Origin of the sequence: Pseudonocardia parietis, assembly GCF_017876315.1 — a bacterium.
In the GTDB taxonomy this organism is placed as follows: Bacteria; Actinomycetota; Actinomycetes; order Mycobacteriales; family Pseudonocardiaceae; genus Pseudonocardia; species Pseudonocardia parietis.
Window position 1 is genome coordinate 3034712 of record NZ_JAGINU010000001.1, and the last position, 16949, is coordinate 3051660.

General features: G+C 73.0%; 16 protein-coding genes. 11 read left to right on the forward strand and 5 right to left on the reverse strand.

The genetic code is table 11. The features are described from left to right. Positions 1–8: 8 nt before the first annotated feature. Positions 9–1955, reverse strand: a complete 1947-nt coding sequence (gene asnB / locus JOF36_RS14370) for an asparagine synthase (glutamine-hydrolyzing) (RefSeq protein ID WP_210027322.1) — start codon at positions 1953–1955, stop codon at positions 9–11. A 284-nt stretch (positions 1956–2239) separates the two neighbouring features. Between asnB and ctaC the strand changes: the two genes are divergently transcribed. The 4 genes from ctaC to JOF36_RS14390 all read left to right on the forward strand — a co-directional run bounded on the left by ctaC (position 2240) and on the right by JOF36_RS14390 (position 5787). Further along, a complete protein-coding gene (ctaC, locus tag JOF36_RS14375; RefSeq protein ID WP_210027323.1) occupies positions 2240–3190 on the forward strand; it encodes an aa3-type cytochrome oxidase subunit II in 951 nt (316 codons plus the stop codon). Positions 3191–3207: 17 nt separating this feature from the next. Beyond that, the gene (locus JOF36_RS14380) at positions 3208–3606 is read left to right on the forward strand and encodes a cytochrome c oxidase subunit 4 (protein ID WP_210027324.1); all 399 of its coding nucleotides are present in this window, start codon (positions 3208–3210) and stop codon (positions 3604–3606) included. A 67-nt stretch (positions 3607–3673) separates the two neighbouring features. Further along, a complete protein-coding gene (locus JOF36_RS14385; RefSeq protein WP_210027325.1) occupies positions 3674–5125 on the forward strand; it encodes a sensor histidine kinase in 1452 nt (483 codons plus the stop codon). Between the two features lie 20 nt (positions 5126–5145). Beyond that, the gene (locus tag JOF36_RS14390) at positions 5146–5787 is read left to right on the forward strand and encodes a response regulator transcription factor (protein ID WP_210035620.1); all 642 of its coding nucleotides are present in this window, start codon (positions 5146–5148) and stop codon (positions 5785–5787) included. A gap of 6 nt (positions 5788–5793) precedes the next feature. Here JOF36_RS14390 and JOF36_RS14395 read toward each other — a convergent pair whose 3' ends face one another. After that, entirely contained in the window at positions 5794–7638 is a 1845-nt protein-coding gene (locus JOF36_RS14395) for an NHL domain-containing thioredoxin family protein (protein WP_210027326.1), read from the reverse strand. A gap of 59 nt (positions 7639–7697) precedes the next feature. On the opposite strand from JOF36_RS14395, the gene JOF36_RS14400 reads away from it, so the two are divergent. After that, positions 7698–8483, forward strand: coding sequence for an Fpg/Nei family DNA glycosylase (locus JOF36_RS14400; protein ID WP_210027327.1), 786 nt, complete (start codon positions 7698–7700; stop codon positions 8481–8483). Between the two features lie 37 nt (positions 8484–8520). Then, a complete protein-coding gene (locus tag JOF36_RS14405; RefSeq protein WP_210027329.1) occupies positions 8521–9087 on the forward strand; it encodes a hypothetical protein in 567 nt (188 codons plus the stop codon). 6 nt (positions 9088–9093) lie between these two features. On the opposite strand, the gene JOF36_RS40860 is transcribed toward JOF36_RS14405, so the two are convergent. Further along, positions 9094–9780, reverse strand: a complete 687-nt coding sequence (locus JOF36_RS40860; protein WP_210027331.1) for a phosphatase PAP2 family protein — start codon at positions 9778–9780, stop codon at positions 9094–9096. Beyond that, positions 9777–11465 (reverse strand): glucose-6-phosphate isomerase, encoded by a 1689-nt coding sequence (gene pgi / locus JOF36_RS14415; RefSeq protein ID WP_210027333.1) that lies wholly within the window; start codon positions 11463–11465, stop codon positions 9777–9779. Before pgi ends, JOF36_RS40860 begins: the two co-directional genes overlap by 4 nt. 470 nt (positions 11466–11935) lie before the next feature. Between pgi and JOF36_RS14420 the strand changes: the two genes are divergently transcribed. From JOF36_RS14420 to JOF36_RS14440, 5 genes are all read left to right on the forward strand, one after another. After that, positions 11936–12403: a DoxX family protein gene (locus JOF36_RS14420; RefSeq protein WP_210027335.1), complete on the forward strand. Its 468-nt coding sequence runs from the start codon at positions 11936–11938 to the stop codon at positions 12401–12403. A gap of 135 nt (positions 12404–12538) precedes the next feature. Beyond that, a complete protein-coding gene (locus tag JOF36_RS14425) occupies positions 12539–13378 on the forward strand; it encodes a HipA family kinase (RefSeq protein WP_210027337.1) in 840 nt (279 codons plus the stop codon). Continuing rightward, positions 13375–13806, forward strand: a complete 432-nt coding sequence (locus JOF36_RS14430; RefSeq protein ID WP_210027338.1) for a DUF3037 domain-containing protein — start codon at positions 13375–13377, stop codon at positions 13804–13806. Before JOF36_RS14425 ends, JOF36_RS14430 begins: the two co-directional genes overlap by 4 nt. A gap of 61 nt (positions 13807–13867) precedes the next feature. Further along, a complete protein-coding gene (locus tag JOF36_RS14435) occupies positions 13868–14914 on the forward strand; it encodes a phosphotransferase family protein (protein ID WP_210027340.1) in 1047 nt (348 codons plus the stop codon). A gap of 158 nt (positions 14915–15072) precedes the next feature. After that, complete coding sequence (locus tag JOF36_RS14440; protein ID WP_210027342.1) at positions 15073–15555, forward strand: DUF6069 family protein; 483 nt, start codon at positions 15073–15075, stop codon at positions 15553–15555. A gap of 18 nt (positions 15556–15573) precedes the next feature. On the opposite strand, the gene JOF36_RS14445 is transcribed toward JOF36_RS14440, so the two are convergent. After that, positions 15574–16914 (reverse strand): cytochrome P450, encoded by a 1341-nt coding sequence (locus tag JOF36_RS14445; RefSeq protein ID WP_245350829.1) that lies wholly within the window; start codon positions 16912–16914, stop codon positions 15574–15576. Positions 16915–16949 lie beyond the last annotated feature (35 nt).

A 16949-nucleotide genomic window follows, 5' to 3' on the forward strand; every position in this document is an offset into this window, starting at 1 on the left:
CGGGAGGTTCAGATCTTGACCGGGTAGCTCGGCGTCGGGACGTCCGGCACGATCCGGCGCTCGACGAAGATCCCGTGCCAGAGCAGGAAGACCAGCACCGCCCAGATCCGGCGCGAGTGATCGACCGGACCCTCCCGATGGGCGTCCAGCATGCGGTGCACGGCCTGCAGGTCGATCAGGTGCCCGGCGCCCGAGTTCTGCAGGATGTCCCGCGCCCAGGCGTACATCTCGTCGCGCAGCCAGTGCCGGATCGGGACCGGGAAGCCGAGCTTGGGCCGGTTGAGCACGTGCGGCGGGACGATCCCCTCGCAGGCCCGGCGCAGCGCGTACTTCGTCGTGCCGTTCGCGCCGTGGGTGATCTTCTGCGCCTGCGGCAGCGACGAGGCGACGTCGAAGACCTCGGGGTCGAGGAACGGCACCCGCAGCTCCAGCGAGTGCGCCATCGTCATCTTGTCGGCCTTGACCAGGATGTCGCCGCGCAGCCAGGTGAACAGGTCCACGTGCTGCATCCGGGCGACCGGGTCCCAGTCGTGCGAGGCGAAGTAGTGCGGCGCGGTGACGTCGACGTGCGACACCCGCGGGTCGTAGCCGCGCAGCACCTCGTGCAGCTGGTCGTCACGGAAGATCCGGGCGTTGCCGTAGTAGCGCTGCTCGAGCGACAGCGAGCCGCGGCGCAGCAGGTCCTTGCCCCGCATGCCCTCGGGCATCCTGCGCGAGGCCCGGCGCATCAGCGGCCGCAGCGTGCCCGGGACCTTCTCGAACGGCGACAGCGACAGCGGCTCGCGGTAGATCGAGTAGCCGCCGAACAGCTCGTCGGCGCCCTCGCCGGACAACACGACCTTGACGTGCTCGCGGGCCTCGCGGGCGATGAACCACAGCGGGACCAGGGCCGGGTCGGCGACCGGGTCGTCGAGGTACCAGATGATGAGCGGCAGGGCCTCCATCATCTCGTCCGGCTTGACGGTCCGGACGACGTGCCGGACGCCGATCGCGGCGGCCGACTCGGCGGCGACGTCGATCTCGGAGTAGCCCTCGCGCTCGAACCCGGTGGTGAACGTGATCAGGTTCGGGTTGTGCTCCTTGGCGAGCGCCGCGATCGCGGTGGAGTCGATGCCGCCGGAGAGGAACGCGCCGACGGTGACGTCCGCGCGCATGTGCTTGGCCACCGAGTCACGCAGCACGTCGGCGATCTCGCCGTGCACGATCGCCTCGGCCTCGGCACTGGCCGGGGCGTGGCTGGGCAGCGAGATGAACTTCGGCGCGAAGTAGCGCTGGTGCAGCGGCTCCTCGCCGGGCCGGACCGTGACGTGCGTACCGGACTCGACCCGCGAGATCATGCGGTGCAGCGACATCGGCTCCGGGACGTACTGCAGCGTCAGGTAGTGCTGCAGTGCCGCCGGCTCCAGGTCGAGCCCGATGCCCAGCTCGCCGGCCAGTGCCAGCAGGGACTTCTTCTCGCTGGCGAACGCGGTGCCCGCGGCGGTGGTGGCGAGGAACAGCGGCTTGATGCCGAACGGGTCGCGGGCGACGAACATCTCACGCTCGACGGCGTCCCAGATCGCGAAGGCGAACATGCCGCGCAGCCGGGGCACGGCGTCCGGGCCCCAGTAGTGGAACGCCGCGACGATGACCTCGCCGTCGCCCTCGGTGGCGAACGCGGCGTCGTAGGTCTCGATCAGCTCCTGGCGGAGCTCGAGGTAGTTGTAGATCTCGCCGTTGAAGACGATGGTGTAGCGGGTGTCCTCACCGGGCACCGGCCCCCAGTGCAGGGGCTGGTGCGAGTGGTCCACGTCGATGATGGACAGCCGGTTGAACCCGAGGACGAGGTCGTGGTCGTGCCACGTCGCGCTCTCGTCCGGGCCCCGGTGCCGCGCACAGCCCAACGCGTCGGCGATCGGCTCGAGCCGGGTCGCGGCGTCCGCCCCGGCGGTCAGCAGTCCCAACAGTCCGCACACACCGATGAGTATGACGAGTCATTCGGACGGGTTTCGCGCGCCCCGGTGCGGAACGGCCTTCCTCCTGCGCCGCTCCCTGTTTCCGGCGCCGGGCGGGCCGGGGTGCCCCAACCCCGGGGGGCGCGCGCCGAGGGGTGTTCGTCTACGCTCTACGCGAGGTCGAAGACGGTGCTCCATCCGAGTGGTGGAAGATCGCCTCCGGCCACCCCCGTGGTGATGGCAGAGCAAGAAAGAACGTGCTGGCAGTGCGGCTGACGCAGGAGACGACAGGAAGGCGGCGCGCAGTGGCCCGAACGGAAGGCCGCTCCCGGATCGCCCGGGCGGCGAAGCTCGGCCTGCTGGGTGTACCAGCCGTGCTGGTCTTGTCCGGCTGCTCGGTGGAGGAGATCATCCGCTTCGGATGGCCGGTCGGGATCACTCCCGAGGCCGAGGCCATGCGGAATCTCTGGACGTGGTCCGCGATCGCCGCGCTGATCGTCGGCGTGATCACCTGGGGCGCGATGTTCTGGGCGATGATCTTCCACCGGAAGCGGAAGGACGACGACGGCTCGCTCCCGCGCCAGACGCAGTACAACCTGCCGGTCGAGCTCGTCTTCACCGCGATCCCGACTGTGATCGTCGCCGTGCTGTTCGGCTTCACGGTCAACGTGCAGAACTACGTCGACAAGGACGAGGCCACCGCCGGTGGGCCGGCCGACCTGCGCGTCGACATCGTCGGTTTCCAGTGGAACTGGGAGTTCTCCTACCCGGACGAGGTCTCCCCGGACGGCACCCCGGTGAGCACGCTGGGCACCAGCGACGTCATCCCGATCATGGTGGTCCCGACCGACCGCTCGATCGAGTTCTCGCAGCGCTCGCCCGACGTGGTCCACTCGTTCTTCGTGCCGGAGTTCCTCTTCAAGCGCGACGTCATGCCGTACCCGGAGCGCAACAACCAGGACAACGTCTACGTGATCGACCGGATCGACCGCGAGGGTGCATTCGTCGGTCGCTGCGCGGAGCTCTGCGGCACCTACCACTCGCAGATGAACTTCGAGGTCCGTGCTCTTGAGCCCGCGCTCTTCGACCGCTACATGCAACTCCGCAAGGAGACGAACCCGCAGTCCGGGCAGCCGTACACCACCGGCGAGGCGCTGCAGGCGCTGAACTGCGGTGAGTGGTGCGCGCCGGAGGCGATCAGCACGCAGCCGTTCACGACCGAGCGTGGTCAGCTGGCCGCGCAGGTCACGGGCTGAGGGAGGACGACGATCCCATGAAGATCGAATCCCGGATCTTCGAGATCTGCAGCGCATTCTTCATCATCTGTGCGCTGGTCTACATGTTCCTCGCGGGCGAGGTCGTGGGCACCACCGCGCTGTGGCTGACCGCGGGTCTGTCGCTGATCATCGGCACGTACTTCCGGTTCGTCTCGAGGCGGCTGGAGGAGCGCCCCGAGGACAACCCGGAGGGCGAGATCTCCGACGGTGCCGGCGAGGTCGGCTTCTTCTCGCCGGGCAGCTACTGGCCGCTGGGCATGGCCGCCGCAGCCGCGCTCACCGGCATCGGCCTGGCGTTCTGGTACGCCTGGCTGATCCTGGTCGGGTTCACGTTGATCCTGATCGCGGTCGGCGGCCTGGTCTTCGAGTACCACCGGGGCGCCGCGCACCACTGAGGCCGGCAACGGCCAGGTCCGCCTATCCTTCGTCGGAGCGCAGAGGCGAACGGAAGGACCGACCTCGATGCCGGAACAGGCGCGGGCCGCGGAGGAACCGGCGGGAGAGCCGCACCCGGACGAACCGGGGGGCAACCCGCTGGACCCGCACCTGGTCCACGCCCTCGAGGGCTGGGGCAACGGGGCGGTGCGCGAGTACGTGCTCCGGGACGGCGTGACGCAGCTGCCGCAGTCGGTGCAGTGGCCGTCCGGCTGGCCGGGCCGCACCCGGCTGGGTGCCCAGATGGCGTACCTGCTGACGGGCCTGCCGCTCGCGATCGTCAGCGGCGTGGTCGTGCTGGTCGGGCTCGTCCTCGGCGCGGGCACGTTCGTGCTCTGGATCGGGCTCCCGATCACCGTCGGCACCCTCGCCGCCGCACGCGGGTTCGCCGAGCTGGAGCGTCGCGCGACCGTGGCGGCGACCGGCAGGCCGCTGCCGCCCCACCACTACCGGCCCAACCGCGGACGACGGCTGATGGGGCGGCTGTTCCGCGCCCTGGCCGATCCGCAGAGCTGGCGCGACGTCGCGCACGCCGTCGCCGGGCTCCCGCTGCGGGCCGTCACCGCGGCCGTCGCGCTGGTGTGGTCGGTGACCGGCCTCGGCGGGTTGTTCTACGTGTTCTGGCAGTGGTCACTGCCGCGCGGGGACGCCGAGTGGACGTTGTTCCGCTCGGTCACCGGCCTGCACTCGACGGTCGGCGACATCGCGCTGAACACCGGTCTCGGGGTGTTGTTGCTGGTCACACTGCCGACCGTGGTGCGCTGGCTGACCGACGTCCGCGCGCTGCTGGCCCGTGGGCTGCTCACCAACCAGACCGCCGCGCTGCGGGCCAGGGCACTGGCGCTCGCCGCGGGCCGCCGGGCCGCGGTCGCGGCGGAGGCGCAGACGCTGCGCCGGCTGGAGCGCGACATCCACGACGGTCCGCAGCAACGTCTGGTGCGGCTCGGGATGGACCTGGAGACGGCGGTCCGGCGACTCGACGACGACCTCGAGCGCGTTCGCCCGTTGCTGCACGAGGCACTCGACCAGAGCCGGGAGGCGTTGTCGGAGCTGCGGGCTCTCTCGCGCGGCATCGCCCCGCCGATCCTCGCCGACCGCGGCCTCGGCCCCGCGCTCGCCGCCACGGCGGGGCGCTGCCCGGTCCCGGTCGATCTCGACGTCGGCCTGGCCTCGGGCGCCCGGCTGCCCGCACTGGTGGAGAACACGGCCTACTTCGTGGTCTCGGAGGCGCTGACCAACGTGGCCAAGCACGCCGGGGCGTCGTCGGCCACGGTCACCGTGACCACCGACGACACCCTGCTGCGCATCGTCGTGCGCGACGACGGCCACGGCGGCGCCCACACCGGGAAGGGCCACGGCCTCGCCGGGCTCGCGGACCGGCTGGAGATCGTGGAGGGCAGGCTGGACGTGCGCAGCCCACCGGGCGGACCGACGGTGCTGACCGCCGAGGTCCCGGTCGCCGGTCTGGGTGAGTCGTGATCGAAGATGAACGCATGACGATGCGCGTGGTGCTCGCCGAGGACTCGATGCTGCTGCGCGAGGGCCTGGTCCGGCTCCTGGAGGAGGCCGGCGCGACGGTGGTGGCGGCGGTCGGCGACGGCACCGCGCTGGTCGAGGTGGTGGCCGAGCACGGACCGGAGGTCGCGGTCGTCGACGTGCGGATGCCGCCGTCGTTCACCGACGAGGGGCTGCGGGCCGCGCTGGAGATCCGCAGGCAGCACCCGGGCGTCGGGATCCTGGTGCTGTCCCAGTACGTCGAGGAGTCCTACGCGACCGACCTGCTGGAGGCCGGCGGCGGGGTCGGCTACCTGCTCAAGGACCGGGTGTCGAAGCTCGCGGACCTCTCCGACGCGCTGAGCCGGGTCGCCGCGGGCGGCACCGTCCTCGACCCGGAGGTGGTGTCGGCGCTGCTGACCCGGCGCCGCCGCCGCGACCCGCTCGCGGAGCTCTCGCCCCGCGAGCGGGAGGTGCTCGAGCTGATGGCGCAGGGCCGCACGAACACCGCCATCGGACGGCTGATGGTGATCACCCAGGGGGCCGTCGAGAAGCACATCTCGTCGATCTTCACGAAGCTGGGGCTGCCGCCGTCGTCGGACGACCACCGGCGGGTGATGGCGGTCCTGGCCTGGCTGGAGAGCTGAGCTGATTCAGACGCTGCGCAGGTCCAGCTCCAGGGTGGCCGCACCGTCACCGGAGACGACGACCGGGATGCCCCAGTCCTGCTGGTAGCGGTGGCAGGCGGCGAACGTGCCGGCCGTGCCGTCGGCGGAGTCGCAGGCGGCCGCGGCCACGGCCACCTGCAGCACGCCGGACCCGACGGCGGGGTCGAGCTCCAGCTCCCGGGTCAGCCCGGTGGAGGTGCCCGCCCCGGAGCGCAGCAGCGACGGCGGGTCGGCGGCGACGGTCAGCGAGGTCGGGTCGCCGAACCGGTCGTCGAGATGCTGCCCGGCGGGCGGGACGAACCCGATCCGCAGCGCGACGCCCGGGCCGAGCCCGGTCGGGGTGCGGCGGACGGTGTGGGAGGTGCCATCGACCAATGTGCCGCCGCCCACCGAGCCGCCGCCCGGCGAGCCACGCAGCGACCCGGCCGGGATCGGCAGCCGTACGAGCCGGTGTGCCGCGGACTCGACGACGATCAGCGTCTCGCCGTCCACCAGCAGGTCCGACGGCTCGGCGAGGCCCTCGGCCAGGGTGGAGACCGTGCCCGAGGACGGGTCGAAGCGCCGGACGGCGCCGTTGTAGGTGTCGGCGACGGCGACCGAGGAGTCGGGCAGCACGGCCACGCCCAGCGGGTGCTGCAGAAGCGCGGCGGCGGCCGGGCCGTCCCGGTGCCCGAAGTCGAACAGTCCCTGGCCGACGGCGGTGCCCACCTGCGGCCCGGCCTCCGGATCGGTGACCACCCGGCGTAGCGCGGAGATCTCGGAGTCGGCGACCCACAGCACCGGCCCGTCCGCCGCGAGCCCGCTCGGCTGCGCGAGGAACGCCTCGTCGAACGCCCCGTCGCGCAGGCCCTCGTTGGTCGTGCCGGCCAGCACGGTCGCGGTGCCGGTGTCCGGGTCGAGGGTCCACAGCTGGTGCGAGCCGGCCATCGCGACGACGACCCGGTCGTCCCACCGCGCGAGGTCCCACGGCGAGGACAGCTCGGTCGCGGTCGAGCCGGGCGCGACCCGTTCGCGCAGCTGGGATCCGGTGCCGGCGAGGGTCGACACGGTGCCGGCGTCGAGGTCCACCCGCCGGATCGCGTGGTTGACGGTGTCCGCGACCAGCACCGAGGAGGCGTCGAGCACGAGCAGCCCCTGGGGCTCGGAGAACCGCGCGGACGTCGCCTGCCCGTCGACGAACCCGCGGTCGCCGTCGCCGACGCGGCGCAGCTCGGTCTCCAGGTCGGCGGCCAGCTCGACGAGCTGGTGGTGGGCGGTGTCGGAGACCAGGTAGGTGCCGCCGGGCAGCGCGACGACCTTCCCGGGGAACCGCAGCGCCGTGTCCGGGGCGGGCGGCGGGACGTACGGGCCGTCGCCGCGGCGCAGCCGGTCGCCGTGCTGTTCGATCAGCTCGCGGACCAGGGCGGCGAGGCCGGGCCCGTGCCCCTCGCCGGCCATCCGGGCGACCACGAACCCGTCCGGGTCGATCACCGCCAGGGTCGGCCAGGCGCGGGCGGCGTAGGCGTCCCAGGTGGTCAGCTCGGGGTCGTCGAGCACCGGGTGCTCGACGCCGTACCGCTCCACAGCGGCCTCGACGGCGGCCGGATCGGCCTCGTGCACGAACTTCGGCGAGTGCACGCCGATGATCGTCAGGACGTCGCCGAACTCTTCCTCGACCACCCGCAGCTCGTCGAGGGCGTGCAGGCAGTTGACGCAGCAGAAGGTCCAGAAGTCCAGCACGACGATCCGCCCGCGCAGCTCGGCCAGGCCGAGCTCGGCGCCCCCGGTGTTGAGCCACCGGCGCCCGCGCAGCTCGGGCGCCCGCACCTTCATCCGCTCGCTGCTCGTCATGATCGGATCAACGTCCGGTCGTCGCGCGGGTGTTCCGCGACCGCGTCACACTGGCGCGCATGCCGGAGCTGCCCGAGGTCGAGGCCGCACGGACGGTCCTGGCGGGCGCCCTGCGCCGGAGGATCACCGACGTCGACGACCGCGACGATTGGGTCTGCCGCCCGCACCGGCCCGGCGACATCGCCGCGGCGCTGAAGGGCGGCAGGCTCACCGGCGCCCATCGCATCGGTAAGACGATGTGGTGCGACACCGCGACCGCCGACGGCGACGCCGGCCCGGCCCTGGGCGTGCACCTCGGGATGGGCGGCCGGATCGTCGTCACGGACTCCGCGGCGCAACGGCCCCGCCAGGGGACGCGGGAGGCCGGATGGGACCGCTTCACCGTCACCTTCGACGACGGTGGCCGGCTCCGGCTGGTCGACAAGCGCCGCCTCGGCCGGGTCCGGCTCGACCCGGACCTGTCCGGTCTCGGGCCGGACGCCGAAGGCCTGGCGCCCGCGGTGTTCCGGGAACGGTTGCTGCGCGGGCGCGCCGCGGTCAAGACGCGGCTGCTCGACCAGTCGGTGATCGCCGGCGTCGGGAACCTGCTGGCCGACGAGACGCTCTGGCAGGCCCGGATCGACCCGCGCAGCCGCGTACGGGACCTGACCCGCACCGACCTCGATCGGCTGCACCGCAACCTGGACCGCGCGCTGGAGCGGGCGATCGCCCACGGGGGCGTGCACACCGGGGAGGTGATCGAGCACCGGCGCCCCGGCGGGCACTGCCCCCGGTGCGGCGCCGAGCTGGCGCACGGCACCGTCGGCGGCCGGTCGACCTGGTGGTGCCCGCGGGACCAGGCCTGATCCCGGCACCCGCCGGGCGATCGTGCACAATCGCCCGGTGCCGGACGAGTCGGACACCGCCCTGTTGTACGTCGACCGCGGTCTCGTGCGCGCCGATCAGGGCCCGCCCGACCAGGAGGGCCAGCGCCGCGCGCACAGCCGGGCGTGGACGGCCCGCTCGGTGCGGCGGGTGTACCCGCTGGTGCTGCTGCTGGTCGTGCTCGCGATGTTGCTGCCGGGCGTCTCCGGCCCGCTCTACTGGATCGGGGCCCCGGCCGTGCTGCTCGCCGCCGCTGCCGCGGTCGTGGCACTGACCCGCGCCGCCCGGGTCGCGCACGCCGTGGCCGGCCTGCCGGTGCCGATCGAGATCACCTCGAAGGTGGCGACGGCGATGCGCTCGGTCCTGGCCATGAGCCGCGGGATCGCGGCGCAGCGGGCGTTGCGGCGCTCGCGGGTGGCGGCCGAGGGCGTCGTGCTGCTGCGGCGCTGGTCGGGCACGACCGAGGAGCTGCGGGCCGCCTGGCTGCGCGGTGACGTCGCGGCCTGGCACGAGCACGCGCGCACGCTGGCCGAGGCGGGGACGCGGGCCGAGCGGGTGCGGGCCGACGTCGAGGCCGGCGGCTGACCCGGCTCAGCCCGGGCCCCGAGGAGATTCAGCCCGGACGCCGCGCCGCGCCATCACCACGGCCAGGACCGTGACCCCGGCGACCGCCAGCCCCGCCCCCAGCGCCCAGCCGGCGAGCACGTCCGACAGCCAGTGCACGCCGAGGTAGACCCGGGTGAACCCGATCGTCGCCGCCCACAGCACCGCGAACCCGGTCAGCAGCACCCGGCCGCGGGCCGCGAGGTGCGGCCACAGCACCAGCACGAGCGCGGTCCAGGCGGCGGCGACCATCGTCGCGTGCCCGGACGGCAACGACTCGTTCGCCACCGCCAGCGCCTGCAGGTCCGCCGGTGGGCGCGCCCGGTCCAGCAGCCGTTTGACCAGCGTGAAGACTCCGCTCGCCACCAGCGGCACCGCGGCCAGGCATATCCCTTCGGCCCAGTGCCCCCGCCGGGCGAGCACGGCGCCGCCGAGCAGCCCGACCGCGGCGCTGCCCGCGGTGTTGCCGATCGTGGTGACCACCAGGGCGGCGGTGGTCAGGCCCGGAACACGGTCCGCGGCCAGTCCGATCGCCGCCCCGGTGTCGCCGGCCCGGAAGCCGCCGGTGTGCGCGATCGCGATCAGCACCCCGGCCAGCACCAGCAGCCCGGCGGCCGCGACACCGGTCCGCCACGGAGCCCGGCGGTGGTCCTCCGAGCCGCCGGCGGAGCTCACCGGCCGCGCCAGCTCCGGTAGCGGCCGATCAGCGCGGCGGTGGAGGCGTCCAGCCCCGCCTCCTGCGCCGGCGGCGGGTCGGCCGCGTACAGCGCCGGGCCGAACTGCTTCGCCATGACCTTCCCGAGCTCGACACCCCACTGGTCGAAGGAGTCGACCCCCCAGATCACGCCTTCGACGAAGGTGACGTGCTCGTAGAACGCGATCAGCTGCCCCAGTATCGAGGGGGTCAGCTTCTCGGCCAGGATCGTCGACGTCGGCCGGTTGCCCGGCATCACCTTGTGCGGCACCAGCTCGGGCGGCGTGCCCTCGGCCGCGATCTGCTCGGCGGTCTTGCCGAACGCCAGCGCGGCCGACTGCGCGAACAGGTTCGCCATGAACAGGTCGTGCATGTCGGCGCCGTCGTCCCCGCCGTCGCCGGGCAGGTCGTGGTGCGGCCGGGCGAACCCGATGAAGTCGGCCGGCACGAGGCGGGTGCCCTGGTGCAGCAGCTGGTAGAACGCGTGCTGGCCGTTGGTCCCCGGCTCACCCCAGAAGATCTCACCGGTCACCGTCGAGACCCGGGTGCCGTCGCCGCGGACCGACTTGCCGTTCGACTCCATCGTCAGCTGCTGCAGGTAGGCGGGCAGCCGGTGCAGGTACTGGGAGTAGGGCAGCACCGCGCGGGTCTCGGTGCCGAAGAAGTTCGTGTACCAGACACCGAGCAGCCCGGCGATCGCCGGCAGGTTCCGCTCCAGCGGTGTGGACCGGAAGTGGACGTCCATCGCGTGCATGCCGGCCAGGAACTCGCCGAAGTGCTCGCGGCCGATCGCGCACATCAGCGACAGCCCGATCGCGGAGTCGACCGAGTACCGGCCGCCGACCCAGTCCCAGAATCCGAACATGTTGTCGGTGGAGATGCCGAACGCGGACACCTTCTCGGCGTTGGTCGACACGGCGACGAAGTGTTTCGCCACCGCCCCCGCGTCGTCGGTCCCCAGCCCGGCGAGCAGCCACGACCGCGCGTTGCGGGCGTTGGTGAGCGTCTCCTGGGTGGTGAACGTCTTGGACGAGACGACGAACAGCGTCGTCGCCGGGTCGAGATCGGCCACCGTCTCGGACAGGTCGGTCGGGTCGATGTTGGACACGAACCGGCACTGCAGGTCGCGCAGGGCGTAGTCGCGCAACGCCTCGTAGGCCATCACCGGGCCCAGGTCCGACCCGCCGATCCCGATGTTGACGATGGTGCGGATCCGCTCGCCGGTGTGGCCGGTCCACTCCCCGGAGCGCACCGAGTCGGTGAAGGCGCCCATCCGGTCGAGGACGGCGTGCACGTCGGCGACGACGTCCTGACCGTCGACGACGAGCTCCGCGTCGCGGGGCAGGCGCAGCGCGGTGTGCAGCACCGCGCGGTCCTCCGAGGTGTTGACGTGCTCACCGGTGAACATCGCCTCGGTGCGCTCGGGCAGGCCTGCGGCGCGGGCGAGCGTGGCGAGGTGGCCGACGGTCTCTCGGGTGATGCGGTGCTTGGAGTAGTCGAGGAGGAGGTCGGCGCCCTCGACGGTCAGGGCCGACGCCCGCTCGGGGTCGTCGTCGAACAGCGCCCGCAGGTGGCGGGGCTCGACCTCCGCCGCGTGCTCGGTCAGCGCGGTCCACTCGGGGGTCGCTGTGATGTCTCTGCCGATGACGTTGCTCGTGTCGGACACGTGACCATCATTCCGCAGCGCCGGATGCGGGCGCAGTGACGGGACGGTCCTACGGGCGTTGGGCCGCTCGGGGGGACCGTCCGTCGCACCCGGCCGTGTGCGGGACGAGCGGTACGTCCGGAACGGCGGGCTGCCGAGGAGCCGAAACCGTCCGTGACGCGCTCCCGGGTTACCGGCGGGTACTGCGACGCCCGGGTGGTGCCGGCCACGTGGTGCCCACCCTCCGTGTCCGTGACCTGGGCGGATGTGCGAGCCCGTCGACCGCTCGACCGGTCATACCGGGAGACCCGCCGGTCGCGGCGGGGTGTCACGCGACCAGTGGTGAACCGGCGGCGTTCGTCGCTCGGTGCTGTCGTCTCATCGCGCAGTGTCGCTGGACCGGGTGGAGCATGGTGATTCGGCCCCTAGGGTCTTGTGCATTCCGTGGTGATCAGGTCACCCCACGTGATCACACTCGTACTGGAGGAACCGTGTACCGCTCCCTGACCGGAACCCCGCGGGACGTCGTCCTGCTCGTGGGCCGCCTGCTGCTCGCCTACATCATGGTCATGCACGCCTGGAACAAGATCGCGGCCGGGCTGTTCGGCACCGCGACCCTCTTCGCCAAGTTCGGCATCCCGCTGGCCATCGCCGCGGCGTCGTTCACGATCGTCGTCGAGCTCGTCTTCGCGGCGTCGGTGGCGCTGGGCCTGCGCATGGTGCTGCCGGCCGGGCTCATGACGTTCGTGATGTTCGGCGCGATCTGGTTCGTCCACGGCAAGAACGGCCTGTTCATGGCGGACAACGGCTGGGCGCTCGTCGGCACGATCATCTGCGCGACCCTGGCGCTGATGGCCGCCGGGCCGGGCCGGTTCAGCCTGGACACCGTGGTCGCCAAGCAGGCCGAGCGCCGGCTGGAGCAGACCCGGGCGATCCCGCGGCAGACCGTCTCCGTGTGAACTCCCCGGCCCGTCCGTGCACCCCGACGCCGGACGGGCCGGCGGACCGACCGCGGCCCGCATCCCGACGCCACGGGGTACGGGCCGCTCGCATCTCGATCGCGATCGCGTGCCCGCCTCGGATAGCCTCCGGACGTGTTGCGCCACATCACCGCGACTCGCTACGTCACGCCGTTGCGGGAGGGCGGGTCGCTGCCCGGCCTGATGGAGGCCGACGATCTCGGGACGTATGCCGTCAAGTTCGTGGCGGCCGGTCAGGGCCGTTCCGTGCTGGTCAACGAGATCGTGGCCGGTGAGCTGGCGCGTGCACTCGGGCTGCCGGTCCCGGAGATCGTCACGGTCGACGTCGACGGTGATCTCGGACGTACCGAGCCCGACCAGGAGGTCCAGGAGCTGCTCCGGGGCTCGGCGGGCCGCAACCTCGGCATCGACTTCCTGCCCGGCGCCCTCGACCTCGATCCGCTCGCCTTCGACGTCGGACCGGAGTGCGCAGGCCGGGTGCTGTGGTTCGACGCGCTGGTCGGCAACGTCGACCGGTCCTGGCGCAACGCGAACATGCTGCTCTGGCACCGCAGCCCGTACCTGATCGACCACGGCGCGACCCTGACGTTCGCGCACGACTGGGCCTCCGCGGTGCGCTTCCCGGCGAAGCCGTTCGACGCCGGTGACCACGTGCTGCTCGGCGCCCATCCGGATCTCGACGCGGCCGACGCGGCCCTGGCCCCGCTGGTCACCCGGGAGCTGCTGGAAGGCGTCCTGGCGCTGGTCCCCGACGAGTGGCTGGACGGCGAGCCCGGCTTCGACTCGCCCGGCGCGGTCCGCGACACCTACCTGACCGCCCTGATCGGGCGCGTGGCGCAGCGGGAGCAGTGGCTGCCGGGGGTCGCCGCGACCGTCGTCGCCGGCCGGCCGCGCCCGGTCCACCGGGAGCCCCGGCACCCCTCGTGGCTGCGGATCGGCGGTGCCGGGCGGTGACCGGGCGCGTCACCTACGAGTACGCGCTGCTGCGGGTGGTTCCGCGGATCGAGCGCGGTGAGGCGATCAACGCCGGGGTCCTGCTGTACTGCCGCCGGTATGACGTCCTCGCCGTCCGGGTGCACCTGGACCGGGCGCGGCTCGCCGCGCTCGACCCGGGCTGCGACGCCGAGGCGGTCGCCGACGTCCTGGAGACGATCGCTGCCGTCGCCGCAGTGCCGGAGCCGCCGCGCTCGGACCGGCACAGCACCGGAGCGCTGGCGGCCCGCGGCCCGGGAGCGGGGGAGGACATCGGCAGGCGGTTCCGGCGGCTCACGACACCGCGCAGCACTATCGTGCAGCCCGGCCCCGTCCACACCGGACTGACGGCCGACCCGCATGCCGAGGCCGACCGGCTGCTGGACCGCCTCGTCCTGCCGCCCGACTGACCACGCGCACGGCGGGCCGCGACCCCTGGCCGCCCACGAACCGATCATGTTGGATCGGGGGATGACCGACGCGCACGATGGAGTGGACCCGGTTGCCTTGACCCGCTGGCTCGCCGCCGAGGCCCCGCAGGTCGTCACCGGGGACGCCGCGGTGACGGTGGAACGGATCTCCGGCGGGCACTCCAACCTGACCTACCGGGTGGTCGACGCCGAGGGCACGTCGTTCGCGCTGCGCCGCCCGCCGACCGGCGGCGTGCTCGCCACCGCGCACGACATGAGCCGGGAGTGGCGTTTCCTCACCGCCCTCGCCGGCACCGGGGTCCCGGTCGCGGAGCCGGTCGCCCACTGCACGGACCCGGACGTGCTCGGGGCCGGCTTCTACCTGATGAGCTGGGTCGACGGCGTCGTACCGGGTGACCGCAGCGCCGGCGCGGCGATCCCGGAACCGGAGCGGCGGGCGTGCGGGCTGGACACCGCCGACGTCCTCGCCGAGCTGCACGCCGTCGACCCGGAGGCCGTCGGGCTGGGGGACCTGCTGCGGCCGGGCCGCTACCTGGAACGGCAGCTGCGCCGCTGGCACAAGCAGGCCCACTCGGGCGCGTTCACCGATCTCGCCGCGATCGACGCCGCGCACCGCGAGCTCCTGGCCCGGATGCCGGAGGAACCCGTGACGGGCGTGCGGATCGCGCACGGGGACTACCGGCCCGGCAACCTGTCGTTCCGCGGTGGCCGGATCGCGGCGATCTTCGACTGGGAGCTCGCGACGCTCGGTGAACCGCTGGCCGACCTGGGCTGGCTGATCGCGTCCTGGGAGCGCCCCGGTGACGAGCGCCGGGCCATCACCAGCGGCCCGACGGCGGCGGCGGGCTGGCCCGAGCGCGACCAGGTCGCGATCCGGTATGCCGAGCGGTCCGGGCGCTCGCTGGAGCAGCTGCCGTACTGGGTGGCGTTCGCGCACTGGCGCTGCGCGTGCATCGGCGCCGGGGTCTGGACCCGCTACGCCCAGGGCAACATGGGCGCCGCCGCCGAGGCGGGCGGGGAGCTCGAGCGCAGGCGCCGAGCGGTCGTCGAGGACGCCGAGACGGCGCTCGCGGCACTCGATCGGTGAGTGAGTACCCGGTATCCGGTACGGCTGGTTCCGCGTCGCCCCCGTGGCGCGTAGCCTTCCCGGCACGCTGGGTGATCGTCCGGGCGGCGGGGCCCGGCCGGATGCGTCACACTGTCGCCCACCTGCACAGTTTCTGCACGACACCGGGGGAGACGACGATGTCCGAGGCCGACGACCGGACCCGTGAGATGAGCCGCGGGTCCCGTGCCCCGCACCGGCCGGCGGTGCAGGCGGGCCGGCTGTGGGCCGGTGGGGTCGCGACCGCCGTCATCGCCGCGTTGATCGCGCTCGTCGGGTTCCTCATCGTGCGGGTGCTGCTGCAGATCCCGTACCTGGCCCCGATCGAGGCGAACGCGATCGGCGGCTGGGACGGCGCGGTGCAGCTGGCGATCATCGCCGCGATCGCCGCGCTGGCTGCGACCGGCCTCGCGCAGCTCCTGCTGATGGCGGTGCCGAGCCCGATGGCCTACTTCGGCTGGATCGCCGGCCTGCTCACCGCCGTCGCGACCGTCTACCCGCTGGCGTTCGCCACCGAGCCGCTGACCGTCGGGATCGCCACCGGGGTGATCCACCTGGTCATCGGCATGGCGATCATCAGCCTGGTGACGACGACCGTCACCAGCGCCTCCACCCGGGCCTGACCCGGGCCGGGCCGGGGCTCAGGCCCCGACCGGGACGCGGGCGTCGCCGAGGCGGACCGGGAGTCTCCGGTAGCCGCGCAGCACCCGGGTGCTGCGCAGCTCGGCCGGACCGTCCGCGGTCAGGTCCGGGTACCGGTCGAAGAGCGCACGCAGCCCGACCTCACCCTCCATCTTCGCCAGCGCGGCGCCCAGGCAGTAGTGGATGCCCTGGCTGAAGGCGACGTGCTTGTCGGCACCGTCGCGGCCGACGTCGAACCGGTCCGGGTCCGGGAACACCGCGGGGTCCCGGTTCGCGCCGCCGAGCTGGGTCAGCACCAGCGCGCCGCGCCGGACCGGGTAGCCGCACACCTCGGTGTCGCGCGCCGCGACCCGGCCGGTGCGCTGCACGGGGGAGTCGAAGCGGAGGATCTCGTCGACCGCGTTCGGCCACAGCGACGGATCGGCCTTCAGCCGGTCGAGCTGGTCGGGGTGGGCGAGCAGCAGCTTGGTGCCGTTGCCGATCAGGTTGACCGTCGTCTCGAACCCGGCCGCGAGCAGCAGCAGCGCGAGCGAGAGCAGCTCGTCGGAGGTGAGCCGGCCCTCGCCCTCGTCGTAGGCCTGGACCAGGGAGGACAGGATGCTGTCGTTCGGGTGTCGGCGCAGGTGTTCGAAGTGGCCGGACAGCCAGTCCGACAGGGCGTCGATGTCCTTCTCCGAGCTCCGGAACATCGAGTAGCCGAGGCCCATGTCGAGCGAGTACGCGCCGCCCTCGCCCCACTCCAGGAACTTCTCCCGCATCGACACCGGCGCGCCCAGCATCTCGGCGATGACGGTCGCCGGGAGCAGCGAGGCGTACTCGGCCATGAGGTCGGCGCGCCGGTGCGGGCCGGTCCGCGCCTCCATCTCGTCGAGCAACCCGGTGGCGACCTCCTCGGTGCGCCCGCGCAGCCGGGCGATCGCCTTGGCGCTGAACGACCGGGTGACCAGCTTGCGGATCCGGTTGTGGTCCGGCGGGTCGATCGCGAGCAACGACGGCGGCTCGACCGGCCCGAGCGGCCAGCTCCCACCCGCGCTGAGCAGCAGCCGCACCAGGCTCGGGCCGTTCTCCGGCATCCGCAGGCCGACGCAGAAGTCCGGGCTGCGCAGCACGGCCGTGGTGATCTCGTGGTCCACGGTGCTCCAGCTGAGCGCGGAGCGGACCATCCGGCCCTGGGCGCGCATCGCCTCGTAGGCCGGGTAGGGGTCCCGCACGACGTCCGGATCGATGATCATCTTGGCGCCGAGGTCGCCCTTGACCGCCTGCCGGGACACCTCCCGTCGTACCGCGCCGTGCCGCAGCACCCACCTGATCCAGCGCCGCGCGCCGCGTGATCCCGCCATGTCGATCTCCCCGAGTCGTCAGCTCGCCGTCGAAC